Consider the following 24,870-nt stretch of genomic DNA (forward strand, 5'->3'; position numbering starts at 1 on the left):
AGCGTGATCGGCACCACGGGATCATCACATCGGCCTCACAGGTTCTTCACACTCCTCGGCCAGCATCTCGCGGCATGCGCCAAGTCAAGATCCATACCGGTGCCCTGCTCGCCGCCGGACTGATCGCCGGGCTGGCCGGCTGCGGCTCGTCGGACGACGGCAGGTCAGGGGACGGCCCGTCCGGCGCGAACCGGCCGGCGGCCGCCGGACCGCAGCGGTCCGAGCGGCAGGGCGGTGCCGAGATAGCGACCGTGCGCGGCCGCCGGATCGCCGTGCACAAGCAGAAGGGCGACCGAGCGGCCTGGAAGACGCTGTCCAGCCCCAACGAGATGGGCGCCGTCCGGGTCTTCCTCGTCGAGGCCAGGGACGGCGACTGGCTCAAGGTGCTGCTGCCGATCCGGCCGAACGGCAGCACCGGGTGGGTCAAGGCGTCCGACGTCCAGCTGTCGTCGACGCCCCACCGCGTGGAGATCGACCCGAGGGCGTTCACGTTCACCGTCTTCGACGGCGACAAGGTGCTGCGCACCGGAAAGGTCGCCACCGGCGAGGGCGGCACCCCGACACCGGCCGGCCGCTTCTACTTCACCGAACTGGTCAGACCGCCGGACCCCAACGGCGCCTACGGCGCGTACGCCTTCGGGCTGAGCGGGTTCTCGCCGACGTTGAAGACGTTCGCCGGCGGCCCGGGGCAGCTCGCCGTGCACGGCACGAACAAAGCGGCGGCGCTGGGCGGCAGGGCCAGCCACGGCTGCGTTCGGGTCGGCAACGACGACATCACCTGGATGGCCAAGAACCTGGCGATCGGCACGCCTGTCGTCGTCAAGGAATGACACCACACCGAAAGGAACATCGATGCGCCTGAAATCCCTCATCGCAGCCGTCGCGCTGGGCGTCGGCCTGGCCGGTGCCGGCATGGCCACCGCCGAGGCCGCCACCGCCACCCCCCGGCCGAGCAGCCCGGCGGCGACCCCCACCCCGAGCGCCCCGCCCGGCAGCCCGACCACCCGTCCCGGGGGCCCGGCCCCGACCACCCGTCCCGGCAACCCGCAGACGCCCAGCGCGGCGCCGATGCCCCAGCCCCCCGGCAACGCCATCCCCAAGATGCCGAACTACACCGGCTGACCGTGACCGCGGGCCCGCACGTCTCCCGTCGTGCGGGCCCGCCGCCGTCGAGGCGCTAGATGAACTCCAGGGGCCGGACGGTGTAGTCGGACGGGATGTCGTCGTGCATGGCCTCGACCGGGCGTTCGGGGGCGGTCTCCTCCAGGAGGGCGGCGCGGCGGACGCGGTCGGTGCGGAACACGCGCCGGCCGCCCCGCATGCGGCACCAGGCCGTCAGGTACCAGCCGTCGCCGGACGCCGTGAACGTGACGGGCTCGACGTCGCGCTCGGTTTCGGCGCCCGCCCGGTCGACGTAGGTCAGGCGGACCACGCGGCGCGTGCGGATGGCCTCCTCCAGCACGGCCGGCACGGACGCCGGGTCGTCCTTCTCGGCGGGGGTCAGGAAGCGGACGCGCTGGGCCAGCTCGCGGGCCGAGGCGCTGTCGGCGGCCGACATCGCGGCGACGATCTTGTGGAGGGCGGTGCGGGCGGCCCGGGAGTACGGGGAGCCGCCCGCCCGGGACAGGGTGATCGCGAGGGCGACGGCCTCGGCGGGGGTGAAGTTCAGCGGCGGCAGCGTCCGGCTCTTGTCGAGCGTGTAGCCGCCGCCCCGGCCGACGTCCGCGAAGATCGGCACACCGGCCTGCTGGAGGGCGCCGATGTCGCGCTCGATCGTGCGGACGCTCACCTCGTACCGCGCGGCCAGCTCCCGCGCGCTGGCCCGGCGCGGGGCGCGGGCACGCAGCTCCTCCACGAGCGCGTACAAGCGGTCGGTGCGGTTCACGCGCCGACCGTACGCGCCGGGTCCGACAGTCAGAGGGCGCGGAGGAAGCCGATCAGGGCCTCGTTGACCTCCGCGGGGCGTTCCTGCTGCGTCCAGTGGCCGCATCCGGACAGCCAGACGGTCTCGCGCAGGTTCGGCACGAAGTCGCGCATGGAGGCGACGGCGTCGCGGGCGCCGACGGCGACCAGGTCGCGGTCGCCAGCGATGTAGAGGGCGGGCGGGCCGATGGGGGCGCGGTGCCAGGCGGCGGTGAGCTCCCAGTTGCGGTCGAGGTTGCGGTACCAGTTGACCGGGCCGGTGAAGCCGCTCTCCGCGTACTCCTCGACGTAGGCGGCGATGTCGTCGCCGGTGAGCCAGCCGGGCAGCTTCTCCGGGTCGGGGAGGCCGTCGAGGAAGCCGCCGCCCTCCGGGGCGATCAGCGGCGGGCACGGGCCGTCGCCCGACACCCCGTACAGCATGCGGCGGAACGTGGCGGCCCGGTCGCGGTCGAGTTCGGCCTCCGGGACGTCCGGCTGCTGGAAGTGCACCATGTAGAAGCCGTCGCCGAATAGGCGGCGCATGGACTCCACCGGCGGCCTGCTGCCGCGCGGCCGGTGCGGCACCGACATCCCGACCACGCCGCGCACCTTGTCGGGGCGCATCTGGGCGACGGCCCAGGCGACGGGGGCGCCCCAGTCGTGGCCGACGACGACGGCGCGGTCGGCGCCGAGCGGGCCGACGAGCCCGACCGCGTCCGCGGCCAGGTGCAGGATCGTGTACTGGCCGGGATCGGCGGGGCCGCCCGTGCGGGCGTAGCCGCGCTGGTCGGGCGCGACGGCGTGGAAGCCCGCCTCGGCGAGCGCGGTGAGCTGGTGCCGCCAGGAGTACCAGCATTCGGGGAAGCCGTGCAGGAGGAGCACGAGGGGCCCTTCGCCCGCCTCGGCGACGTGCATGCGCAGCCCGCTGTCCGACCGGACGAAGCGGTGCCTGATCTCGTGCATCCCTACCCCTCGCGGCGTGGCCGGCCAGTGCGGGCCAACGGTAGCCGCCCCGGCGCATGCTCGGGACGCGGGAGGAGAAAAGGGCCGAACCAGGCGCACCCATACCGTCCGGCGGTGGATTGTGTGCGCGGCCCACATGGGAGGGCGGGCTCACGGTCCATAAGTTCTGCGCATGACGAGCGTGACACCGCGGGTGGACGCGGGGACTTCGGGGACGCTGGACCTGGCGGGCCGGCGCGCCCTGGTCACCGGCGGCGCGAGCGGCATCGGCCGCGCCTGCGCCCGGCGGCTCGCGGCGGCGGGCGCCGAGGTGGTGGTGGCCGACATCGACGGGGACGCGGCCGAGCGGACCGCCGCCGAGATCGGCGGGGTCCCCCTGCTCGCCGACCTGGCCGACGTGGACGCGCTCGACGGGCTGGCCGCCGGCGCGGACATCCTGGTCAACAACGCCGGGATCCAGTACGTGGCGCCGCTCCAGGACTTCCCGCCGGACACGTTCGCGCGGATCCTGCGGCTGATGGTCGAGGCGCCGTTCCGGCTGGTGCGGGACGCGCTGCCCGGCATGTACGAGCGCGGCTGGGGCCGCGTCGTCAACATCTCGTCCGTGCACGGGCTGCGGGCCTCGCCGTACAAGGCGGCCTACGTGACGGCCAAGCACGGCCTCGAAGGGCTGTCCAAGGTGATCGCGCTGGAGGGCGCCCCGCACGGCGTGACGTCCAACTGCGTCAACCCCGCCTACGTCCGGACGCCGCTGGTGGAGAACCAGATCGCCGACCAGGCGCGCACGCACGGGCTGCCCGAGGACGAGGTCGTCGAGCGGATCATGCTCGACCACGCGGCGGTGAAGCGGCTGATCGAGCCGGACGAGGTGGCCGAGCTCGTCGCCTACCTGTGCTCCCCGCCCGCCTCGATGGTGACCGGCGCGTCCCTGGCACTCGACGGCGGCTGGACGGCGCACTAAGAATGACCCGTATGACCTGCGGCGTCTTCCTCGAACTGCTGGCCCGGGAGGCCTCCCCCGTCGAGTTCGAGGGTCCCCTCGTCCAGGCGCGGGCGGAGGGCGCGCCCCCGGCCGTCCTGGAGGAGCTGGAGGCGACGAAGATCGCCGCACTGCGGGTCCGGACGATCATGCGGCGGCACGCCCGCCGGGAGAACGAGCTCGCGGCGCTGTTCGACACCGCGGGCGACCTGGCCGGGCTGCGCGACCTCGACGCGGTGCTGGAGGCGATCACCCGCCGCGCCCGGCGGCTGCTGAACGCCGACATCGCCTACCTGACGCTGAACGACGACGAGCGCGGCGACACCTACATGCGGGTGACCGACGGGTCGGTGTCGGCGGCGTTCCGGCAGCTCAGGCTGCCGATGGGCACCGGTCTGGTCGGCCTGGTCGCGCAGACCGCGATGCCGTACAACAGCGCCCACTACCTGGGGGACGCGCAGTTCGAGCACCGCGGGTTCATCGACGACGCCGTCGCCGAGGAGGGCCTGGTCGCCATCCTCGGCGTGCCGATGCGGCTGGGCAGCCGGGTCATCGGGGTGCTGACGGCCGCGAACCGCAGCCAGCGCCCGTTCGACCAGGAGGAGGTGGCGCTGCTCGGCTCGCTCGCCGCGCACGCCGCCATCGCCATCGACAACGCCCGCCTCCTGGAGGAGACCCGCACCGCCCTGACCGAGCTGAGCGCCGCCAACGAGGAGGTCAAGGCGCGGAGCGCGGCCGTGGAGCGGGCGGCGCGCGCGCACGACCGGATGACCGCCGTGGTGGTCCGGGGCGGCGGCGTGGAGGACGTCGGCGCCGTGGTGACCGAGCTGCTGGGCGGCACCCTGCACGTCCTGGACGCCGACGGGCGCAGGCTCGCGACGACCGGAGCCGCGCCGGAGCCCCTCGGCGACGACGAGCTGGGCGGCGTCTCGGCCTCGGCGCACTCCGCGCGCGCCCAGGGCCGCACGGTCAGGCGCGGCGACCTGTGGATCGCGTCGGTCTCCACCGGCGACGAGATGCTCGGCACGCTGGTGCTGCGCACCGCCGATGAGGTCGACGACGCCGACCAGCGGATCCTGGAGCGGGCGGCGCTCGTCACCGCGCTGCTGCTGCTGTTCCAGCGCAGCGCCACCGAGGCCGAGGGCAGGGTGCGCGGCGAGCTGCTGGACGACCTGCTGTCCGGCCGCCGGGCGGGCGCCGAGGCGCTGACGGCGCGGGCGCGGCGCGTCGGCGTCGATCTGGGCGCCCCGCACGTGGTGCTGTGCGCCAAGTACGACTCCCGCGAGCACCGGCCCCGCGCGGCCTTCTGGGCGTCGTCGTTCGCGGCGGTGGAGCACGGCCTGGCCGCCTCGCGGGCGGAGGAGGTCGTGCTGCTGCTGCCGGGCGACCGGCCGGGCGATGCGGCGCGCCGGGTCGCCAAGGAGCTCGGCGCCTCCCTCGGCGGGCCCGCCACGGTCGGCGCGGCCGGCCCGGTGAGCGGTCCGGGCGGGGTCGCCTCCGCGCACCGGGAGGCGCAGCGCTGCGCCGACGCGCTGCTGGCCCTCGGGCGCCGCGGCGACGGCGCCGGCGCGTCCGAGCTGGGCTTCGTCGGCCTGCTCATCGGGGACGACCGCGACGTGACGGGCTTCCTCGGGAGCGCGCTCGGCGCCGTCCTCGACTACGACGAGCGGCGCGGCACGGCCCTCGTCCAGACCCTGGAGGCCTACTTCGGGACGGGCGGCAGCCTGTCGCGGACGGCCGAGCGCCTGCACATCCACGTCAACACCGTGAGCCAGCGCCTCGACCGCATCGCCCGCCTCCTCGGCGACGACTGGCAGGCCCCCGAGCGGGCCCTGGAACTCCAGCTCGCCCTGCGCCTTCACCGTCTCTCCCGCTGAGCACGCCGCGACGCGGCGCGCCGCCCCTTTCCAGGGAAGGCGCGCCGCTTACTCGGTTCGTGTCAGACGGAGGCCTCGACCTTGGTGTCCTTGCTCTCGGGGGCAGCGCGGGCGCGGGACGCACGGGCCGCGACGAGCTCGCGGGCGGTGCCCCAGACGCCGCGGCGGAACAGCAGCACGACCACGATGAAGATCGCGCCGGTGATGATCCCGGTCTCCTCGAACCCGGCGGTGGCCAGGTAGTCGTTCAGCTCCACGACCAGGGCGGCGCCGATGGCCCCGCCCCACAGGGTGCCGATGCCGCCGAGGACGACCATCATCACGGCCTGGCCCGAGGTCGTCCAGTACACGCCCTGCAGGGACGCGAAGCCGTGCCCGACGGTGAACAGGCCGCCCGCGAGGCCCGACAGGGCCGCCGACAGGACGAAGGCGAGCAGCTTGTAGCGGTCGATGCTGTAGCCGAGCGCCCGCGCCCTGTTCGGGTTGTCGCGGATCGACATCAGGACCCTGCCGAAGGGGGAACGGACGATGCGCCAGGCGACGAACAGCCCGGCCAGGATGAACGGCAGCGCGGCGTAGTAGAAGAAGAACGGGTCGGACAGGTCCACCCCGAACAGCTCCCGGGGAATGCCCTGCAGGCCGTTCTCGCCGCCGGTCGCGTCCCTCCACTGGTTGGCGATGAAGTACACCATCTGTGCGAAGGCCAGCGTGACCATCGCGAAGTAGATGCCGCGCAGCCGCACCGACAGGAAGCCGATCGGGACGGCGAGGGCGGCCGCGAAGGCGGCGCCGCCCAGCACGGCCACGGGGAACGGCAGCCCGGAGTGCAGCGCGATCAGGCCGGTGGCGTACGCCGAGCCGCCCCAGAAGGCCGCGTGCCCGAACGACAGGAGCCCGGTGAACCCGAGCAGCAGGTCGACGGCGGCCGCGAACAGCGCCCAGCAGACGATGTCCAGGGCGACCGGCGGGTAGACGAACCAGGGCAGGACGAGCGCCGCCACGAGCCCCGCGGCCAGCAGGACCGGCCGTCCGGCCAGCTTGGAGAGGATCACGAGATCTCCTCGGCGGTCACAGGATCTCCGGCGGTCACAAGATCTTCGGCAGTGACGGGATCTCTGGCGGTCACAGGATCTCTGGCGGTCACAGGGCCTCCTCGCGTCCGAACAGGCCCGCGGGGCGCCACAGCAGCACGGCGGCCATCAGGATGAACACCAGCGTCTGCGACAGCGACGGGACGTAGTAGTTGCCGAGGGCCGACACGAGGCCGACCGCGAAGCCGGCGGCGACCGAGCCGAACACCGACCCGAGGCCGCCGATCACGACCACCGCGAACACCGTGATGATCAGGTCGGAGCCCATCAGCGGGTTGACCGCCCGCATCGGCGCGGCGAGCACGCCCGCGAACGCGGCGAGCGCGATGCCGAACCCGAACACCGGCGTCACCCAGCGGGCGACGTCGATGCCGAGGGCCCGCGACAGCTCGGGCCGCTCGGTCGCCGCCCGGACGATCATGCCGACGCGGGTGCGGGTCAGCACCACCCACACGGCGCCGCACACCAGCACCGACACCGCCAGCACGAACACCTGGTAGGTCGGGTAGGTGAACAGGCCGAGGTCGATCGACCCGTCCAGCGCGGACGGGCGCGGGTAGGGCTGCGACTGCACCCCGTACCTGCGCTTCACCAGGTCCTGGAGGATCAGGGCGAGCCCGAAGGTGAACAGGAAGTTGTAGAGCGGGTCGAGCGGCGCGAGCCGGTGGATGAACAGCCGCTCCAGCAGCACGCCCGCGATCCCGAGGACGACGGGCACGATCAGCAGCGCGAGCCAGAAGTTCACGCCGAAGGAGTCGAGCAGCACGAAGGAGCCGAAGGCGCCGAGCATGTAGAACGCGCCGTGCGCGAAGTTGACCACGCCCAGCATCCCGAAGATGACGGCCAGGCCGAGGGCGAGCAGGGCGTAGAACGCCCCGCCCACCAGCCCGTTGAACGCCTGTTGCAGCACGTCGCGGCCCGCCTAGAGGGAGCAGGACGGGTCGGGCTGCTGGAACGCCTCCGCCGCCGGGATCGTGCTGACGATCTTCTCGTAGTCCCAGGGCTCCTTGACCTCGCTCCCGGGCTTGACCTCGGCGACGTAGGCGTCGTGGGTGAGCAGGTGGTCCTCGGCGCGGATCGTGCCGGTGGAGGTGAAGGCGTCGTTGACCTTGGCGCCTTCGAGCTGCTTCACCACGTCGTCGGACTTGTCGGTGCCGCCGCGCTGCACGGCCTCCAGGTACTGGAGCGCCGCCGAGTAGTCGGCCGCGTGCACGGCCGTCGGGCGGGCTCCGGTCTTGGCCTTGAACTTGTCGGCCCAGGCGCGGTTGCCCGCGTTGGCGTTCCAGTACCAGAAGTCGGTGAAGCGGGTCCCGGCGAGGGCGTCCGAGCCGAGCGAGTGGATGTCGGTGATGAACATCAGGCCCGCGGCGAGCTTCACGCCCTTGTCGCGCAGCTTGTACTCGTTGTACTGCTTGACCAGGTTGACGAGGTCGCCGCCGGCCTGCATGGCGCCGAGCACCTGCGGCTTGGGCTTCAGGCCCGGGGCCTTCAGCAGGAACGTGGAGAAGTTGTCGTTCGGGAACGGCGTCGGGTCGCTCTTCACGACGCTGCCGCCCGCGCCCTTGATGGCCGTCGTGAACGTCTTCTGCATGTCCTGCCCGAACGCGTAGTCCGGGTAGACGATGTACCAGTTCTTACCGCCGTCCTTGGTGACGCCGGTGCCCGTCCCGTTGGCGAGCATGTAGCTGTTGTAGCCGTAGTGGAAGGTGTACTTGTTGCACTGCTTGCCTTCCAGCTCGGTCGTCGCGGCGCCGACGTCGATGAACAGCTTCTTCTTGTTCTTGGCGACGGTGGCGACGGCGAGCGCGGCCGACGAGGTGGGCACGTCCAGGATCAGGTCGGCCTTCTTGCGGTCGTAGAGCTCCTGGGCCTTGGAGTTGGCGACCTCGGGCTTGTTCTGGTGGTCGGCGGAGATGACCTCGATCTTGCCGGTCACCGCCTTGTCCCCGTACTTGGCCTTGAAGTCGGCGACGGCCATCTTCACGGCCTCGACGGCGTTCTTGCCCGAAAGGTCGGCGTAGACGCCGGACTGGTCGGTCAGCACCGCCAGCACGAGCTTGTCATCGCTGATCTTTCCCCCGCCCCCGCCGGGTCCGCCCGCGCAGCCGGCCAGCAGCGCTCCGGCGGTCGCGAGCGCGGCCGAGCGTCCGAGAACTCTCATGGGGGTCTCCCTATATTCCGAGGTACTGGAGGAGTTCGCTCTCGCGGGCGCGGACCTCGTCGTTGTCCATGGACTCGACGATCCGGCCCTCGGCGAGCAGGTGGTGGCGGTCGGCGACGGTCGCGGCGAAGTGCACGTTCTGCTCGATGAGCAGGACGGTCACCCCGGCCGCCTTGACCTCGCGGAGGATGTCGCCGATCTGCTGGACGATCAGCGGCGACAGGCCCTCGGTGGGCTCGTCGCACAGGAGCAGGCGGGCGCCGGTCCGCAGCACCCGGGCGAGCGCGAGCATCTGCTGCTCGCCGCCCGACAGCTTCGTCCCGGGGAACCGGCGCCGCTCCCGCAGGCGCGGGAAGGTCTCGTACACCCGGTCCAGCGACCAGGGGTCGGGGCCCGTCACGGGCGGCAGGGTGAGGTTCTCCTCCACCGAGAGCGTCGCGAAGACGCCGCGGTCGTCGGGCACGTAGCCGAGGCCGCGCCGGGCGCGCCTGTGCGGGCTCAGCCCGGAGATGTCCTCGTCCAGGAACCGGACCGTGCCGGACGCGCCGCGGTGCAGCCCCATCAGGGAGCGCAGGAGCGTGGTCTTGCCGGCGCCGTTGCGCCCGACGAGGGTGACGATCTCCCCCTCGTCGACGTGCAGCGACACCTCGCGCAGGGCCTGGGCCTCGCCGTACCAGGCCGACAGTCCGTCAATGCGCAGCATGGGAGTCTCCGAGGTAGGCGGTGACGACGCGGGGATCGTGGCGGATCTCGGCGTAGGGGCCCTCGACGAGGACCTGGCCGTGCTGCAGGACGGTGACCCGGTCGGCGAGGCTGGAGACGACGCTCATGTTGTGCTCGACCATCACCACGGTCCGCCCGTCGCGCACCTTCTTGATGAGGTCGACGGTGCGGCCGACGTCCTCGACTCCCATGCCGGCGGTCGGCTCGTCCAGGAGCAGCACCTTCGGGTCCAGCGCGAGGGCCAGCGCCAGTTCGAGGGCGCGCTTGCGGCCGTAGGCCAGCGACCCGGCCGGGACGTCCGCGTGCTCGTCCAGCCCGACCTGCCCGAGCAGTTCGGCGGCGCGCTCGGAGTGGCGGCCGAGCGCCTTGTCCGAGCGCCAGAACCGCCAGCCGAGCCCCGTGCGGCCGGCGAGCGCCAGCTCCACGTGCTGGCGCGGCGTGAGCTCGGCGAACAGGCTCGTGATCTGGAACGACCGGGCGAGGCCGAGCCTGGCGATCAGCTCGGGGGGCCGCCCGGCCAGCTCCTGCGCGCCGAGCCGGACGCTGCCCGCGGTCGGCTTCAGGAATCCGGTCAGCAGGTTGAACAGCGTGGTCTTGCCCGCGCCGTTCGGCCCCACCAGCGCGTGGACGGCCCCCTCGGCGACGTCGAGGTCCACGCCGTCCACGGCCCTGAAGCCGCGGAACTCCCTGACCAGGCCGCGCGCCGCCAGCACCGGGGCCTTACGGTCCGGGTCGCCCATGCGCCCTCCTCGCGCTCGTCGGGGACGGCCCGAATCGCACTCGGGCCGCCGTGACCGGGAACGCTAGGTGGCGCCCGCGGACCGGACCATGTGACCGGCACCCACATTCGGACGGCCGGATACGGGTGTGAGACACATCACGCGCAGGTCACGACCACGGGCACATGGCGGGTCGACGCGATATGTGTGCGGGCCACGTGGCAGCGGTCACAGGCGGCGCTCACCATGGCGGGCATCTGACGTCCGTCCCGAGGAGCCGGAATGCCCATCGTCCGCCCCGCCCTTACCGCCGGCACCGTGGCCGGCGCCCTCACCGCGGCCCTGGTCGCGCCCCTGGCCGCGCAGGCCGACGCGCGGCTGAGCCCCGGCTGCGCGCCCGGGCTCGCGGTGCCGGGGGCGGAGGAGCAGGTGGCCGCCTGCCTCGGCGACCTCACGACCGCGGGAACGGCCGCCTCGGGCCACACCGTCCCGGCCGACTGGGCCGGGCTGCACGCCGCCGGGACGCGCAACCCGTCCGGGGTGCCGGGCATCCAGCTGGACGGCTACTTCCCCGACACCTCGACGTTCAACACCAACAACGGCTGGAACCACGACGCCCAGTTCGTCATCCGCCTGCCCGAGCGCTGGAACGGCGGACTCGTCGTCGCCGGCTCGCCCGGCAACCGGCGGCAGTACGCCAACGACTTCACCATCTCCGACTGGGCGCTCGCCAAGGGCTACGCCTACGCAGCGACGGACAAGGGCAACAGCGGCACCGAGTTCTTCAAGGACGGCCGCCGCCCCGGCGACGCCGTCGTCGAATGGAACGAGCGGGTCACGCAGCTCACGCGGGCCGCGAAGAGGGTCGTCGCGCAGCGGTACGGGCGCACCCCGCGCCGCACGTACGCGGCGGGGATCTCCAACGGCGGATACCTCGTCCGCTGGCAGCTGGAGAACCGCCCAGAGCTCTACGACGGCGGCATCGACGCGGAGGGCACGCTCTGGCGCGCCGGCGGCCCGAACCTGTTCACCTACCTGCCGCAGGTGCTGCGCGCCTACCCGTCCTACGCGGCCACCGGCGACCCGTCCGCCCACAAAGCACTCCTGAACGCGGGCCTCGCCCCCGGCTCGGAGTTCCTCTGGCCGTTCCACGACCAGGTCTACTGGGGGCTCACCCAGCGCGTCTACCGCCAGGAATTCGACCCCGCCTACACGGGAGAGGAGGCAGCCTACGACTACGCCGCACGTCCGGGGAGCGTCCACCGTGCCGTCTCCCGCGTGGCGCTCACGGGCCGCATCCGCAAGCCCCTGATCACCCTTCACGGCACCTACGACACCCTCCTGCCCATCGGCACCGACTCCGACGTCTACGCGAAGCTCGTCCGCGCCAAGGGAAAGGCGCCCTACCGCTACTACCGCCTGGAGGCCGCCAACCACGTCGACGGCCTCTACGACTCCTTCCCCGACCGCCTGCGCCCGCTCCTGCCGTGCATGCGCACCGCGTTCACGGCCCTGGAGTCCTGGACACAGCACGGCACCACGCCACCGAAGAGCGCCACGCTCCCCCGCCCCGCATCGGGCGACACCGTGAACACCTGCTCCCTCAGCTAGGGGAACACCATGAAACCCACCCCGTTCGTTGCGGCCGCCGCGCTCGCCTTAGCGACCGTCAGCGCGTCGCCCGCGTCCGCGGCCGCCGCCGCGCTTCCCCGCCACTCGATCAGCGCCTCGTACGTCAGCGGCGTCTCGTCCGGCGGCTACATGGCCGACCAGCTCCACATCGCCTACTCCGGGACGTTCCGGGGCGCCGGCATCTTCACCGCCGGGCCCTACCACTGCGCGCGGGGCGACGTGACGACCGCGCAGCTCGCGTGCATGAACGACCTCTACGACGACGCCCCCGCGGAACTGGAGCGGACGGCCCGCGACCGCTCGGCGCAGGGACGTGTGGATCCGGTGAGCAACCTGGCCGGGCACCCGGTGTGGATCTACCACGGGACGAACGACTCGACGGTGAAGCAGTCGGTGAACGACGACCTCGCCGGGTTCTACCAGGACTTCGGGGCCGCCGTCTCCTACACGAGGACCTCGCCGTCCGGGCACGCCTGGGTGAGCCCGCTCGGCCCCAACCCCTGCTCGGCCACCTACACCCCCTACATCAACAAGTGCGGCGACGACCCTGAGCGCTCGATGCTGGGGCACCTGTTCGGGTCCGTGGCATCGCCCGCGCCCTCGCCCGGCGGCACGCTCATGGAGTTCGACCAGAACGCCTACGCGCCGGGCGGGAGCGCCTCGTCCATCAGCATGGACGCGACGGGCTTCGCCTACATCCCGGCGAGCTGCCGCTCGGGGACGTGCAGGCTGATGGTGGCGCTGCACGGCTGCCAGCAGGGGCGCGGCGTCGTCGGGAACGCGTTCGCGACGAAGACCCACCTCAACGAGTACGCCGACACCAACGGCATGATCGTCCTGTATCCGCAGGCCACCGCGTCCAGCTGGCTGGGCGGCAACCCGCAGGGCTGCTGGAACTGGTGGGGCTACGGCGGCGACACCGCCTACGACATGAAGGGCGGCAAGCAGGTGGAGACCATCATGCGGATGGTCCACGCCCTCGGCGGCTGACGCCTCACGGGTCGAGTTCGCCGCGTCCCACCCGTCCCAGAAAGGCGGCGAACTCGGCGCCACCGAAGCGGAGAACCGTTCCGGCGGGCGCCTTGGAATCGCGGACGAGCACGACCGGATCCCGGCCGCCGGCGGCAATGCCGGCGGCCAGTTCGACGCATTCGTCACCGGAGGCGCTACGGGTGCTCTTACGCCATTCGAGGGCGGCACCATGAGACGTCGTTGTCATTAACGGAGATTCAATGTTCTGCTAGTACGCCCTGGCGGGCGCGCAACATACGAAGAGGGGGCAGTGGGCGCGTCGGCCATGACCGAAGGCAGAGGTGTGATGAGAACCGGGGTATTACGAACGCCAGGTCACCCGCCGGGTTAGCGGATGAGCGGCGCAGCGGCGAACATGGCGGCGACGGACGCGGCGGACGTGCCGTTCACCGTCCCGGTGACCGATCGACTGACGTATCACTTTCTCATCGCGGTCGACATCGAGGGCTACAGCAAGCTGAGCACGGCACAGCAGAAACAGGTCCAGCTCGATCTGCACGAGGTCCTGGAGAGCGCGGCGGCCGCGGCCGGTCTCGACCGGCGGGCCTGGCTGCGGCAGGTCGGCGGCGACGGCGAGATGGCGATCCTTCCGCCCGACACCGACGGGCTGCTGGTGCTCGTGTCCTATCCGCGCGCGCTGGCCGCCGCGCTGGCCGAGCTCAACCGGCAGCGCAGGCCGCCGATCAGGCTGCGGGTGGCGATGCACCACGGCCCCCTGTCCGACGGGCTCTTCGGGGCGGTGGGCCAGGCTCCGATCGTCGTCTCCCGGCTCCTCGACTCGCAGGAGCTGCGGGACGAACTGCGCGCCGACCCCGCCCGCGAGATGGCTCTGATCGTCTCCTCGTCCCTCTACAGCGACATCGTCGAGACCGGATTCGAGGGCCTGGCGCCGGAGGAGTTCTCTCCCGTGGAGATCATCGCCAAGGGCGCCTCGTTCCGCGGGCACATCCACCGGAGGCCTCGCTGACCGTCAGAGCTTCGCGCGCGTCCAGGCGAGGAGGTCGTCGGCGGGGAGCGCGTTGACGACCCGCGACGCCGGCACCCCGCACCGGGCGGCCCGCTCGCAGCCGAACGGCTGCCAGTCGAGCTGCCCGGGCGCGTGGGCGTCGGAGTCGACGGAGAAGCGGCAGCCCGCCTCCACCGCCAGGCGCAGCAGGCGCTTCGGCGGGTCGAGGCGCTCCGGGCGGGAGTTGATCTCGACGGCGACGTCGTAGGCGGCGCAGGCGTCGAAGACGAGCGCCGCGTCGAACTCCGACTCCGGGCGCAGGCCGCCGCGCCTGCCGCCGGCCTTCACGATGCGCCCGGTGCAGTGGCCGAGGACGTTCACGCGCGGGTTCGCTATCGCCGCGACCATCCGCTTGGTCATGGCGACGCGGTCCATGCGGAGCTTGGAGTGCACGCTGGCGACGACGACGTCGAGGCGGTCGAGGAGCTCGGGCTCCTGGTCGAGCGCGCCGTCCTCCAGGATGTCGACCTCGATGCCGGTGAGGATGCGGAACGGCGCCAGGGAGGCGTTGAGCTCGGCGACGACGTCGAGCTGGCGGCGCAGACGGTCGGCGGACAGGCCGTTCGCGACCTTCAGGCGCGGCGAGTGGTCGGTGAGCGCGAGGTACTCGTGGCCCAGGGAGCGGGCCGTCTCGGCCATCTCCAGGATCGGGGACCCGCCGTCGGACCAGTCGCTGTGGGTGTGCAGGTCGCCCCTGAGAGCGGAGCGGAGCGCGGCCGTGGCCTCGTCCAGCGGCTCCCCCTCGGTGGCCTCCAGCCGGCGCAGGTAGACGGGGGTCTCGCCGCGCAGCGCCTCCTCGATCACCAGGGCGGTGACCTTGCCGATGCCGGGCAGCGCGGTGAGCGTCCCGTCGCGCGCGCGGCCGGCCAGCTCGTCCGGGGCCGTCCTCTCAGCGAGGTCGGCGGCCGTGCGGAACGCCCGCACGCGGTAGGTCGGCTCGTGGGCGCGCTCCAGCAGGAACGCGATGCGGCGCAGGGCTTCGACGGGCTCCACGTCTCGCACCGTACCCAGGTATGACCCGGCACGTCCCACCACGGTGTCATCCGAGCGAGACCGGGGCTCCCTAGCCTGGAGCCCATGGCCGGGGAGAATGTGACGCTGCGCGGCGTCCTGCGGGACGTGCTGCTCGCCGCCGCCGTGACCGGCAGAGCCGAACCGGCGCCGCTGAACCGGCCGTGGCCCCTGCTGCTGCGCTGGACGCGGTACGTCGGGGTGGGGCGGCTGCCCTACGGGCTGGTGGCGAACCTGTTCGGGCTGGCCCTCACCGCCGGGCTCGTCGCCGGGACGGTGTCGCTGCTGTCCACCGAGACGATGCGGCGCGGCCTCTACGTCTCCGACGGGACGAAGTTCTTCATCGCCGTCGCGGTGACGGCGCCGCTGGCGCTGCGGGACCGCCACCCGCTCGGCGCGTGGCGGCTGAGCTTCCTGGCGATGGCGCTGATCGACGTCGGCGACTGGCTGACCGTCCCCTACGTCCCGGCGGGCTCGTTCGCGGCGGTCGCGACCCTGTACACGGTCGCGGTGCGCTGCTCGCGCGACGTCACGCTGGGCGTCGCGATCATCTCGTTCGCCGGAGTGTGGATCAAGGACCCGGCGTCCGGGGCCGGGGCGTCGGTGCTGCTCCTGCTGCCGCTGGCGGTGGGGTACGCGGTCCGCGTCCGGCAGACGTCGCGGCGCGAGCTGGCCGAGCAGGAGAAGCGGCACCAGGACGCCGAGGCGGTGCTGACCGAGCGGCAGCGGATCGCGCGGGAGCTGCACGACGTCGTCGCCCACCACATGTCGATGATCGCCATCCAGGCGGAGGCCGCCCCGTACAAGGTCGAGACCGTCCCGGACGAGACGCGCCGCGACCTCGCCGAGATCCGCGCGACCGCGCTGGACGCGCTGACGGAGCTGCGCCGCATCCTCGGCGTGCTGCGCTCGGAGGACGGCGCCGACACCGCCCCGCAGCCCAGCCTGGAGCGGCTGGACGAGCTCGTCGGCAACGCGCGCGGCGCCGGGCTGCGCGTCGAGACCCGGCTGGACGGCGACCTGGCGGGACTGCCCCCCGGCGTGGGGCTCACCGCGTACCGGATCCTCCAGGAGGCGCTGAGCAACGCCATGCGGCACGCGCCCGGTTCCCGCGTCGAGGTCGAGGCGTCCTGTGAGGGCGGCATAGTGTGGCTCGGCGTCGTCAACGGTCCGCCCGCAGGCGGGCCGGGGTCCGTTCCGCCGCTTCCCGGCGGCGGCCACGGGCTGGTCGGGATGCGGGAGCGGGCCGCCGCGCTGGGCGGCGAGCTGACCGCCCGCCCCACGTCCGAGGGAGGATTCGCCGTGACCGCATCGCTGCCGGTGAAGGCGCGGGAGGCGACGTGACGATCCGGGTCGTGATCGTCGACGACCAGGGGATGGTGCGCACCGGCTTCGGCGTGCTGCTGAACGCCCAGCCCGACATCGAGGTCGCGGGCGAGGCCGCGGACGGCGCGGAGGGGCTGCGCCGCGTCGCCGAGGTGCGCCCCGACGTGGTGCTGATGGACGTGCGGATGCCGGTCATGGACGGCCTGGAGGCGACCCGCCGGCTGCTCGCCGGCGCCGGGGACGGCGCCCCCAAGGTCCTCATGCTGACGACGTTCGACCTGGACGACTACGTCTACGAGGCGCTGCGGGCCGGCGCCAGCGGGTTCCTGCTCAAGGACGCGTCCGCGACCGAGCTCGCCGACGCGGTGCGGGTGGTGGCGGCGGGCGACGCGCTGCTGTCCCCGTCGGTGACGCGGCGGCTCATCGCGGAGTTCTCCCGGCTCGGGGGCCCGCGCGCGCCGTCCCGCAAGCGGCTGGAGGAGCTGACCGAGCGGGAGACCGAGGTGCTCGCGCTGGTGGCGCGCGGCCTGTCCAACGGCGAGATCGCCGGGCGGCTCGTCGTCGCCGAGCAGACCGTCAAGACGCACTTCGGGCGGATCCTGATGAAGCTCGGGCTGCGCGACCGCCCGCAGGCGATCGTCTACGCCTACGAGGTGGGGCTGGTGCGGCCCGGCGACTGACGCCGGCCGCGTCCTGTCATACCGGGGGCTCATCCCGTCATACCGGGGGCGCACGGCACGGGACGGCACCGTCGGCCGATGCGCGCTGACACGTCCGATTCCTACCTTCCTGATCAGTGCTCCACTCCACTGACCAGGAAGGAACCGCCGGATGCCCAGCGTTCGCAGGACCGTCGCCGCCGTTTCGGTGCTGGCCGCGGCCGGCTCGACGGCCGCCGCGGGGCACGCCGAGGTGTACGCGCCGCCGGCACCGGCCCCCGCCCTGTCGGCGCCGGCTCTCGACGCCCGCTTCCAGGCGGCCGGCCGGGACATCACGCGCGCCCTGGCCACCGCGGCGCGCGTCCATGACGAGGGGCGGACGCGGGCCCTGTCCGCCTTCGCGGGGCCGGACCGGCGGTTCCTGTCGTTCGACGCGCGAGGCGGCGGGCGCGCTGTGGAGGTCCTGGGCGACCTCAGGCACGCCGACCGGATCGCGGTGGTCGTGCCCGGCGCGGACAACTCGCTGGCCAACTACGACTCGCCCAAGTTCGTCGGCGGCGGCAGCCGGGCGCTCTACCGGCAGGCCCGCGCCGCCGCGCCCGGCGCGCGGATCGCCGTCATCGCCTGGCTCGGCTACGACTCCCCCTCGACGCTGAGCGCCGACGCCCTGACCAGCGGACGTGCGGAGAAGGGCGCGCGGGGTCTCCAGCGCCTCCTCGCGGGCGTGCACGCGGTGAACGGGCGGGCCCGGTTCGCCCTGCTCTGCCACAGCTACGGCTCGGTGGTCTGCGGCAGGGCCGCCCGGCGCCTGGCGCCCCTGCCGGTGGACGACATCGTCCTGTTCGGCAGCCCCGGCACCACCCTGCGCCGCGTCTCCGACCTCAGGACGCCGGCGCGGGTCTGGGCGGGGCGGGCGAAGGGCGACTGGGTGAGGTACGTCCCCCACGTCCGGTTCGCCGGGCTGGGGTTCGGCGCCGATCCCGTCTCGCCCGGCTTCGGCGCCCTGCGCTTCGACGCCGGGACGGGTCCCCACAGCGGCTACCTGAAGCCCGGCTCCCTCGCGCTGCGCAACCTCGCCCTGATCGCTCTCGGCCGCGACGCGGAGGTCACCCGTGCCTGAGGACCGGAGCCCCGGCGAAGACGAGAACCGCGACCGGGCCGTGGACGCCCGGCAGACGCTCACCGTGTTCTACCTCATCGGTGGATACTCGGTGTGGTTCCTCTGCGTCTACGTGGCGACGCTGCTGCACGGGCCCTGACCCCGCCGGCCGCGACACGCCCGGGCGCGATCGGCCGTCGCGGCGGCCAACCGGTCCGCGATGGCGATCTGCCTCTGGCACCAGCCCGCATTGCTCACCGTCACCGTGGGGGCACTGTTCGCGTTCGGTAGCCTTGAGGGGTCGCACACCGTTCCCGACCAGCCGGAATGGATCGCCGAGCGCCTCGCGTGGCTGGTCGCCCCCGGCGGCGCGCTCGCCGCCGGCGGGGCACGGGCCGCCGCCTTCCCGCGACCGCGGCGGCACGCGCGGAACACGATCGCGGGGAACCAACCCGGTCCCCGGCCCGTACTTCACCAGAGGCGTCTCCTGATCCACCGGGGGGTGAGCCCGACACGCTGAACGATCTTCGATGGTAGAAAGGCGCCGATGCCGCCGCACCTCACGACGACCTCGCCGCGCCCCGCGCGACGGCGCGCCCGCCGCTTCCGCCGGGCCACCGCCGCCGCCGCGTCCATCGGGGTGGTGATGATGACGACCGCCGGGACGGGCCATGCCGACCCCTACGCGGCGCCCGTCGCGGTCCCCGGGATGGCGCCGTCGACGCTGGACGTCCGGTACGCCGCCGAGCGCCGCTCCATCGAGGAGGCCCTCAAGACCGCGGAGAAGCTCGGCGACACCGACCGGCGGAGAACGCTGGGCGCGTTCCTCCAGCCCGGACGCCGGTTCCTCTACTTCGACCCGCGCGGCCGCGGGCGGGCCATCGAGGTCGTCGGCGACCTCACCCGGGCACGGCGCGTCGCGGTGCTCGTCCCCGGCGCGGACACCACGCTCTCCGCGTTCGACAAGCGGGGCGGCAAACCCTGGTCGACGCCCGGCGGGGGGGCGCGCGCCGTCTACCAGCAGGCCCGCTCCCTGTCGCCCCAGCCCGGACTGGCGGTCGTCGCCTGGCTCGGCTACGCGGCGCCCAAGACGTTCAGCAGCGACGTCCTCACCGCCGAGCGGGCCGCCGAGGGCGCCGTCCAGCTCCGCAAGTTCATGAAGGGCGTCCACCAGGTCAACCCGGGCGCCAGCGTGGGCCTCCTCTGCCACAGCTACGGCTCGGTGGTCTGCGGCCGGGCCGCCCTGGGCGGCTCCAACGGCGCCGCCTGGAGGCAGGTCACCGACATCGCCCTCTACGGCAGCCCGGGGACGACCACGTGGTCGGCGTCCAGGCTGGGCGGGTCGACCCGGGTGTGGGCGGGCCGGGGCGCGACCGACTGGATGGAGGACGTCCCGCACGTGCGGTTCCTCGGGCTCGGGCTCGGCCCCGACCCGGTCTCCGCGAGGTTCGGCGCCCGGGTCTTCGACGCCGGGCACGGGGGCCACAGCGACTACCTCGCCCCGGGCTCGGCGTCGCTGCGCAACCTCACCGACATCGCGCTCGGACGCGCCTCCGCGGTGACCCGCGGCTGACCCGGTTTGAGCGCTTCCGGCCAGGACACCGCGGGTGGAGTGGCACTCTGTTGTGGTGAACACCGCGAACGAGGCCGAGATCCGCGAGCAGACCACCCAGCGTCTGGAGAAGGCGATGGGGACGTTCGGCACCGCGGCGCTGACCAGCATGGAGGAGCAGCTCCCCTGGTTCCGGCGCATGCCCGCCGACCAGCGCTCCTGGATCGGCCTCGTGGCGCAGGCCGGCATCGCCGCGTTCGTGGAGTGGTTCAAGAGCAACGAGCGCACCCGCCCCGCCATCGCCGGCGAGGTGTTCGGCACCGCGCCCCGCGAGCTGCTGCGCTCCATCAAGCTCCAGCACACCATCGACATGATCCGCGTCATCATCGACGTGGTGGAGACCCGGCTGGACGAGCTGGCCGCGCCCGGCGGGGAGGCCCAGCTGCGCGAGGCCATCCTGCGCTACACCCGCGACGTGGCGTTCGGCGCCGCCCAGGTCTACGCCCGCGCCGCCGAGACGCGCGCCGCCTGGGACGCCCGCCTGGAGGCCCTCGTCGTCAACGCGGTGCTGCGCGACGAGGTCGACGACGGCATGCACTCCTGGGCCGCCGCGCTCGGCTGGACGTCCAAGCCCGTCACCGTCATCGCCGGCTTCACCCCGGAGGACGAGGAGCCCGAGGTCACCATCGACCAGATGCAGCTGGCCGCGCGCCGCGCCCGCGCCGACGTGCTGGCCGGCGTCCAGGGGCACCGGGTCGTGGTGATCGTCGGCGGTGACACCGACCCCATGGACGCCGCCCGCCCGATCGCCGCCAAGTGCGGGCCCGGCCCGGTCGTCGTCGGCCCGCAGGTCGCCGACCTCTACGAGTCCACGGTCTCCGCCCGCGCCGCCGTCGCCGGGCTGCGCGCCGCGTCCGGGTGGCCGGACGCGCCCCGCCCCGTCCTCGCCACCGAACTCCTCCCCGAGCGCGCCCTCGACGGCGACGACGACGCGCGCGGCTACCTGGTGGAGAGCGTCTACAACCCGATGCTCGCCGCCGGCGCCCCGCTCCTGGACACGCTCACCACCTACCTCGAACAGGGATCGTCGCTGGAGGCCACCGCCCGGCTCCTGTTCGTCCACCCCAACACCGTCCGCTACCGGCTGCGCCGCGTCGCCGAGCTGACCGGCCTGGCCCCCACCGACGGCCGCAACGCCTTCACGCTCCGCATCGCCCTGGTCCTCGGCCGCTTCCACGCCCGCGCCGCCAGGACGACCGGGTAGCCAGAACGACCGGGTAGCGAGGACGGCCCGGGAGTGAGGAGCGTCGCACCGAGGGTCTCAGCCGGGGCTACAGGCGCTCACCAGGGTTTCTTGTAGGGGTCGTACAAAGCGCCAAGACCAAAGTTCGTCGTGATCGGCATCGTGGGCGCGGGCACATGACGGCAGGCTGGACGCTGTGATTCTCCTCGCATCGCCCGGCCAGGGCGCCCAGACCCCCGGCTTCCTGCAGCCATGGCTAGAGAAACCCGGCGTCGCCGACCGGTTCGCCTGGTGGTCGGCGGTCACGGGTCTGGACCTGGTGCGCTACGGGACGTCCGCGGACGCCGAGGAGATCCGCGACACCGCGGTCGCGCAGCCGCTGCTGGTCGCCGCCGCGATCGCCGCGTCCGAGGCCCTCTACGACGGCGCCCCGGGCGGCCGGACCGGGCCCGACGCCGTCGCCGGTCACAGCGTCGGCGAGCTGGCCGCCGCCGCGATCGCCGGGGTGCTCACCCCCGAGGCCGCACTGGTCCTCGTCCGGGAGCGGGGCCGGGCGATGGCCGAGGCCGCCGCCGTCACCGAGACCGGCATGACGGCCGTGCTCGGCGGCGACGCCGACGAGGTCCTCGCCGCGATCGACAAGCACGGCCTCACCCCCGCCAACGTCAACGGCGCCGGCCAGGTCGTCGCCGCCGGGACGACCGAGCGCCTCGCGAAGTTCGCCGACGAGCCGCCCGCCAAGGCGCGCCTGCGGCCGCTGTCGGTCGCGGGCGCCTTCCACACCGAGCACATGGAGCCCGCCGTCGGCGCCCTGCGCCGCCTCGCGCCCGGCGTGCCCGTCGCCGACCCGCGGGCGAAGCTGCTCCAGAACCGCGACGGCGCCGTCGTCGAGAACGGCCGCGAATTCGTCGCCCGGCTCGTCGAGCAGGTCAGCGCCCCCGTCCGCTGGGACGCGTGCATGGCGACCATGCGCGAGCTCGGCGTCACCGCGATCATCGAGCTGCCGCCCGCCGGGACGCTCGTCGGGCTGGCCCGGCGCGAGCTGAAGGGAATCGAGCTGGTCGCCCTCAAGACCCCCGCCGACCTGGACAAGGCCCGCGAGCTGATCGAGGCGGACGCGTCATGACCGCCGGACTCACCATCCCCGAGGCGGCGCCCGGCGCCCGCGTCCTCGCGTTCGGCGACTACCGCCCCGCCCGCATCGTCACCAACGACGACCTCGCGAGCACCGTCGACACCAACGACGAGTGGATCCGCAGCCGCGTCGGCATCTCCGAGCGGCGCATCGCCGGCGACGACGAGGGCATCGTCGAGCTCGGCGTGCACGCCGCCGGCAAGGCGCTGGCGAACAGCGGCCTCGCGCCCTCCGACATCGACCTGGTGATCCTGGCGACCTGCTCGGCGGAGACGCCGATGCCGGGCCACGCCGCGCAGGTCGCGCACCGCCTCGGCATCGAGGCGCCCGGCGCCTTCGACCTCAACGCCGCCTGCGCCGGCTTCTGCTACGCGCTCGGCACCGCCAGCGCCGCGGTCCGGGCCGGCAGCGCCCGCAACGTGCTGGTGGTCGGCGCCGAGAAGATGTCCCAGTGGATCGACTGGACCGACCGCTCCACCTGCATCATCTTCGCCGACGGCGCGGGCGCGGCGGTCGTCGCGCCCAGCGAGGCGCCCGGGATCGGCCCCGTCGTGTGGGGCAGCGCCGGCGACAAGTACGACAAGATCATCATTGATGACCGCAACTCGTTCATCCGGCAGGAGGGGCAGGCGGTCTTCCGCTGGGCCACCACCGCCATCGCGCCGATCGCGCTCCAGGCGTGCGAGCGGGCCGGGGTCAAGCCCGAGGAACTCGCCGCCGTCGTCCCGCACCAGGCCAACCTGCGGATCATCGAGGCGATCGCCCGCAAGGTGAAGGCGTCCAACGCCGTCGTCGCCACCGACATCGTGGAGTCCGGCAACACCTCGGGCGCCTCGATCCCGCTGGCGCTGTCCCGAATGATCGAACGCGGCGACGTGCCGTCCGGCGCCCCGGCCCTGCTGGTCGGGTTCGGCGCCGGGCTGTCCTACGCTGCCCAAGTCATCCAGATCCCGTAGGCCGTCACGCCTGCTCGCAGGCTCTGGACCAACCCACCGAAGGAGAACCCTGAACATGAAAGCAGTCGCCACCGAACAGGAGATCTTGGACGGCCTCGCCGAGATCATCGACGAGATCGTCGGGATCGACAAGTCCGAGGTGACCCCGGAGAAGAACTTCATCGACGACCTCGACATCGACTCCCTGTCGATGGTGGAGATCGCGGTGGCCGCCCAGGACCGGTTCAACGTCGAGATCCCCGACGACGAGCTGCGCAACCTGAAGACGGTCAAGGACGTCGTCAACTTCGTCCAGAACCTGCAGAGCTGAGCCGCGGGAGGGCGCGCCGCCACCCGGGAGGCGGCGCGCCCTTCCTCCTCCCCTCACAGTCCGCAAGGAGCACGCACTATGAGCAAGAGCCAGACCAGGGTCGTCGTGACCGGTCTCGGTGCAACGACCCCACTCGGCGGCGACATGCCGTCGACCTGGTCCGCCCTGCTCGCCGGCGAGTCCGGTATCCGCAAACTGGACTGGGAGGGGGTCGAGGACCTGCCGGTCCAGTTCGCCGCGACCCTGAAGGTCGACCCGTCCGAGGTGATGCCGAAGCAGAACCTGCGGCGGCTCGACCGCAACCAGGCGATCGCGCTGATCGCGGCGCGGGAGGCGTGGACGTCCGCCGGGTTCGCCGTGCCGGCGGGCGGCAAGGGGCAGAAGGGCATGGAGCGCCCCGGGGTCGAGGGCGGCTACACCGTGGACGGCGAGCGCCTCGGCGTGGTGCTGTCCAGCGGCATCGGCGGCCTGCACACCGCCCTCAACAGCTATGACGTCTTCCGGGAGAAGGGCTGGTCGCGGGTCTCGCCCTTCACCGTCCCGATGCTGATGCCGAACGGCGCCTCCGGGCACGTCGGCATCGAGTTCGGCGCGATGGCCGGCTCGCACGCGCTGGTCAGCGCCTGCGCGTCCAGCGGCGAGGCCGTCGGGTACGCCATCGACATGATCCGCGCGGGCCGCGCCGACGTGGTGATCTGCGGCGGCACCGAGTCGTGCATACACCCGCTGCAGATGGCCTCGTTCGGGGCCATGCGCGCGATGTCGACCCGCAACGAGGAGCCGTCGCGCGCGTCCCGCCCCTACGACAAGAACCGCGACGGCTTCGTGCTCGGCGAGGGCGCCGCCGTGATGATCCTCGAATCCGAGGAGCACGCCCGCGCCCGCGGCGCGGAGATTCACGGCATCGCCGCGGGCTGCGGCTACTCCGGCGACGCCTACGACATCGTGCTGCCCGACCCGTCCGGCTCGGGGCAGGCCAAGGCGATGCAGCGGGCCCTCAAGGACGCGGGCCTGGAGCCCTCCGACCTGGTGCACATCAACGCGCACGCCACCTCCACGCCCGCCGGGGACGTCGCGGAGCTCGCCTCCATCAAGGCGGGGCTCGGCGAGGAGGCCGCGCGCCAGGTGGTCATCACCGCGACCAAGTCGATGACCGGGCACCTGCTCGGCGGCGCGGGCGCGCTTGAGTCGATCTTCACGGTCCTCGCGCTCAAGGAGGGCCGCGTCCCGTTCGTGGCCAACCTGGAGGACCTCGACGACGAGGTCGACCTCGACATCGCGCGCGACGAGCCGCGCAAGCTCCCGGACGGTCCGGCGGCGGCGCTCAACAACTCGTTCGGATTCGGCGGGCACAACGTGTCGGTCGCCTTCCAGCGCGCTCTCTGACGGTCCTCGTCGAACGGCCCGGCCGGGTTCTCCCGCCGGGCCGTTCACGCATGCGCAGGCCCCGCGCGTGCGCACCCGTCCCGCCGCCGAGGGCCGGCCGTGACCGCT

26 protein-coding genes are annotated in these 24,870 nt (G+C 73.2%); 17 read left to right on the plus strand and 9 right to left on the minus strand.

The window, feature by feature from the left end:
* Positions 1-74 precede the first annotated feature (74 nt).
* Together ABD944_RS20105 and ABD944_RS20110 are read left to right on the plus strand one after the other, a co-directional pair.
* Entirely contained in the window at positions 75-830 is a 756-nt protein-coding gene (locus ABD944_RS20105) for a L,D-transpeptidase (RefSeq protein ID WP_345178625.1), read from the plus strand.
* Positions 831-852: 22 nt separating this feature from the next.
* Positions 853-1,122 (plus strand): hypothetical protein, encoded by a 270-nt coding sequence (locus ABD944_RS20110; protein ID WP_345178627.1) that lies wholly within the window; start codon positions 853-855, stop codon positions 1,120-1,122.
* Positions 1,123-1,177: 55 nt separating this feature from the next.
* On the opposite strand, the gene ABD944_RS20115 is transcribed toward ABD944_RS20110, so the two are convergent.
* Positions 1,178-1,885, minus strand: coding sequence for a helix-turn-helix transcriptional regulator (locus ABD944_RS20115; RefSeq protein ID WP_345178628.1), 708 nt, complete (start codon positions 1,883-1,885; stop codon positions 1,178-1,180).
* 29 nt (positions 1,886-1,914) lie between these two features.
* Complete coding sequence (locus ABD944_RS20120) at positions 1,915-2,865, minus strand: alpha/beta fold hydrolase (protein ID WP_345178629.1); 951 nt, start codon at positions 2,863-2,865, stop codon at positions 1,915-1,917.
* 172 nt (positions 2,866-3,037) lie between these two features.
* Between ABD944_RS20120 and ABD944_RS20125 the strand changes: the two genes are divergently transcribed.
* Together ABD944_RS20125 and ABD944_RS20130 are read left to right on the plus strand one after the other, a co-directional pair.
* A complete protein-coding gene (locus ABD944_RS20125; RefSeq protein ID WP_345178630.1) occupies positions 3,038-3,826 on the plus strand; it encodes a 3-hydroxybutyrate dehydrogenase in 789 nt (262 codons plus the stop codon).
* 11 nt (positions 3,827-3,837) lie between these two features.
* Positions 3,838-5,721 (plus strand): helix-turn-helix domain-containing protein, encoded by a 1,884-nt coding sequence (locus tag ABD944_RS20130; protein ID WP_345178631.1) that lies wholly within the window; start codon positions 3,838-3,840, stop codon positions 5,719-5,721.
* 62 nt (positions 5,722-5,783) lie between these two features.
* On the opposite strand, the gene ABD944_RS20135 is transcribed toward ABD944_RS20130, so the two are convergent.
* From ABD944_RS20135 to ABD944_RS20155, 5 genes are all read right to left on the minus strand, one after another.
* Entirely contained in the window at positions 5,784-6,773 is a 990-nt protein-coding gene (locus ABD944_RS20135; protein ID WP_345178632.1) for a branched-chain amino acid ABC transporter permease, read from the minus strand.
* Between the two features lie 88 nt (positions 6,774-6,861).
* Positions 6,862-7,722 (minus strand): branched-chain amino acid ABC transporter permease, encoded by an 861-nt coding sequence (locus ABD944_RS20140; protein ID WP_345178634.1) that lies wholly within the window; start codon positions 7,720-7,722, stop codon positions 6,862-6,864.
* A gap of 12 nt (positions 7,723-7,734) precedes the next feature.
* Positions 7,735-8,973, minus strand: coding sequence for an ABC transporter substrate-binding protein (locus tag ABD944_RS20145; RefSeq protein WP_345178636.1), 1,239 nt, complete (start codon positions 8,971-8,973; stop codon positions 7,735-7,737).
* A 10-nt stretch (positions 8,974-8,983) separates the two neighbouring features.
* Entirely contained in the window at positions 8,984-9,676 is a 693-nt protein-coding gene (locus ABD944_RS20150) for an ABC transporter ATP-binding protein (protein ID WP_345178638.1), read from the minus strand.
* Positions 9,663-10,436 carry an ABC transporter ATP-binding protein gene (locus ABD944_RS20155; protein WP_345178640.1) on the minus strand — a complete coding sequence of 258 codons (774 nt, stop codon included), beginning with the start codon at positions 10,434-10,436 and terminating at the stop codon, positions 9,663-9,665. Before ABD944_RS20155 ends, ABD944_RS20150 begins: the two co-directional genes overlap by 14 nt.
* A 261-nt stretch (positions 10,437-10,697) precedes the next feature.
* On the opposite strand from ABD944_RS20155, the gene ABD944_RS20160 reads away from it, so the two are divergent.
* Positions 10,698-12,026: a tannase/feruloyl esterase family alpha/beta hydrolase gene (locus tag ABD944_RS20160; RefSeq protein ID WP_345178643.1), complete on the plus strand. Its 1,329-nt coding sequence runs from the start codon at positions 10,698-10,700 to the stop codon at positions 12,024-12,026.
* Positions 12,027-12,035: 9 nt separating this feature from the next.
* The gene (locus tag ABD944_RS20165; protein ID WP_345178645.1) at positions 12,036-13,037 is read left to right on the plus strand and encodes an extracellular catalytic domain type 2 short-chain-length polyhydroxyalkanoate depolymerase; all 1,002 of its coding nucleotides are present in this window, start codon (positions 12,036-12,038) and stop codon (positions 13,035-13,037) included.
* Between the two features lie 4 nt (positions 13,038-13,041).
* On the opposite strand, the gene ABD944_RS20170 is transcribed toward ABD944_RS20165, so the two are convergent.
* Positions 13,042-13,266, minus strand: coding sequence for a DUF397 domain-containing protein (locus tag ABD944_RS20170; protein WP_345178647.1), 225 nt, complete (start codon positions 13,264-13,266; stop codon positions 13,042-13,044).
* Positions 13,267-13,413: 147 nt separating this feature from the next.
* On the opposite strand from ABD944_RS20170, the gene ABD944_RS20175 reads away from it, so the two are divergent.
* Positions 13,414-14,046, plus strand: coding sequence for a nucleotidyl cyclase domain-containing protein (locus tag ABD944_RS20175; protein ID WP_345178649.1), 633 nt, complete (start codon positions 13,414-13,416; stop codon positions 14,044-14,046).
* Positions 14,047-14,049: 3 nt separating this feature from the next.
* Here the strand turns inward: ABD944_RS20175 and ABD944_RS20180 are convergent, their stop codons facing one another.
* On the minus strand, positions 14,050-15,078 hold the full coding sequence (locus ABD944_RS20180) for a PHP domain-containing protein (RefSeq protein WP_345178651.1): 1,029 nt from the start codon (positions 15,076-15,078) through the stop codon (positions 14,050-14,052).
* Between the two features lie 84 nt (positions 15,079-15,162).
* Here ABD944_RS20180 and ABD944_RS20185 point away from each other — a divergent pair, with 84 nt between their 5' ends.
* The 10 genes from ABD944_RS20185 (at position 15,163) to ABD944_RS20230 (ending at position 24,762) form a co-directional block, all read left to right on the plus strand.
* Positions 15,163-16,440: a sensor histidine kinase gene (locus ABD944_RS20185; RefSeq protein WP_345178652.1), complete on the plus strand. Its 1,278-nt coding sequence runs from the start codon at positions 15,163-15,165 to the stop codon at positions 16,438-16,440.
* The gene (locus ABD944_RS20190) at positions 16,437-17,102 is read left to right on the plus strand and encodes a response regulator (protein ID WP_345178654.1); all 666 of its coding nucleotides are present in this window, start codon (positions 16,437-16,439) and stop codon (positions 17,100-17,102) included. The genes ABD944_RS20185 and ABD944_RS20190 overlap by 4 nt, the downstream gene beginning before the upstream one ends.
* Positions 17,103-17,253: 151 nt before the next feature.
* Positions 17,254-18,201 (plus strand): alpha/beta hydrolase, encoded by a 948-nt coding sequence (locus tag ABD944_RS20195; RefSeq protein ID WP_345178655.1) that lies wholly within the window; start codon positions 17,254-17,256, stop codon positions 18,199-18,201.
* Entirely contained in the window at positions 18,194-18,340 is a 147-nt protein-coding gene (locus tag ABD944_RS20200; RefSeq protein ID WP_345178658.1) for a hypothetical protein, read from the plus strand. The genes ABD944_RS20195 and ABD944_RS20200 overlap by 8 nt, the downstream gene beginning before the upstream one ends.
* A 387-nt stretch (positions 18,341-18,727) precedes the next feature.
* Positions 18,728-19,753 carry an alpha/beta hydrolase gene (locus tag ABD944_RS20205; protein ID WP_345178659.1) on the plus strand — a complete coding sequence of 342 codons (1,026 nt, stop codon included), beginning with the start codon at positions 18,728-18,730 and terminating at the stop codon, positions 19,751-19,753.
* Between the two features lie 115 nt (positions 19,754-19,868).
* Entirely contained in the window at positions 19,869-20,996 is a 1,128-nt protein-coding gene (locus ABD944_RS20210) for a PucR family transcriptional regulator (protein WP_378189031.1), read from the plus strand.
* A 175-nt stretch (positions 20,997-21,171) separates the two neighbouring features.
* Positions 21,172-22,101 carry an ACP S-malonyltransferase gene (locus ABD944_RS20215; RefSeq protein WP_345178662.1) on the plus strand — a complete coding sequence of 310 codons (930 nt, stop codon included), beginning with the start codon at positions 21,172-21,174 and terminating at the stop codon, positions 22,099-22,101.
* Complete coding sequence (locus ABD944_RS20220) at positions 22,098-23,066, plus strand: beta-ketoacyl-ACP synthase III (protein WP_345178663.1); 969 nt, start codon at positions 22,098-22,100, stop codon at positions 23,064-23,066. The genes ABD944_RS20215 and ABD944_RS20220 overlap by 4 nt, the downstream gene beginning before the upstream one ends.
* A 55-nt stretch (positions 23,067-23,121) precedes the next feature.
* Complete coding sequence (locus tag ABD944_RS20225; protein WP_345178665.1) at positions 23,122-23,376, plus strand: acyl carrier protein; 255 nt, start codon at positions 23,122-23,124, stop codon at positions 23,374-23,376.
* Between the two features lie 78 nt (positions 23,377-23,454).
* Positions 23,455-24,762 (plus strand): beta-ketoacyl-[acyl-carrier-protein] synthase family protein, encoded by a 1,308-nt coding sequence (locus ABD944_RS20230; protein WP_345178668.1) that lies wholly within the window; start codon positions 23,455-23,457, stop codon positions 24,760-24,762.
* Positions 24,763-24,870: the final 108 nt, after the last annotated feature.

This window comes from Actinomadura verrucosospora (assembly GCF_039540335.1).
Lineage (GTDB): Bacteria > Actinomycetota > Actinomycetes > Streptosporangiales > Streptosporangiaceae > Spirillospora > Spirillospora verrucosospora.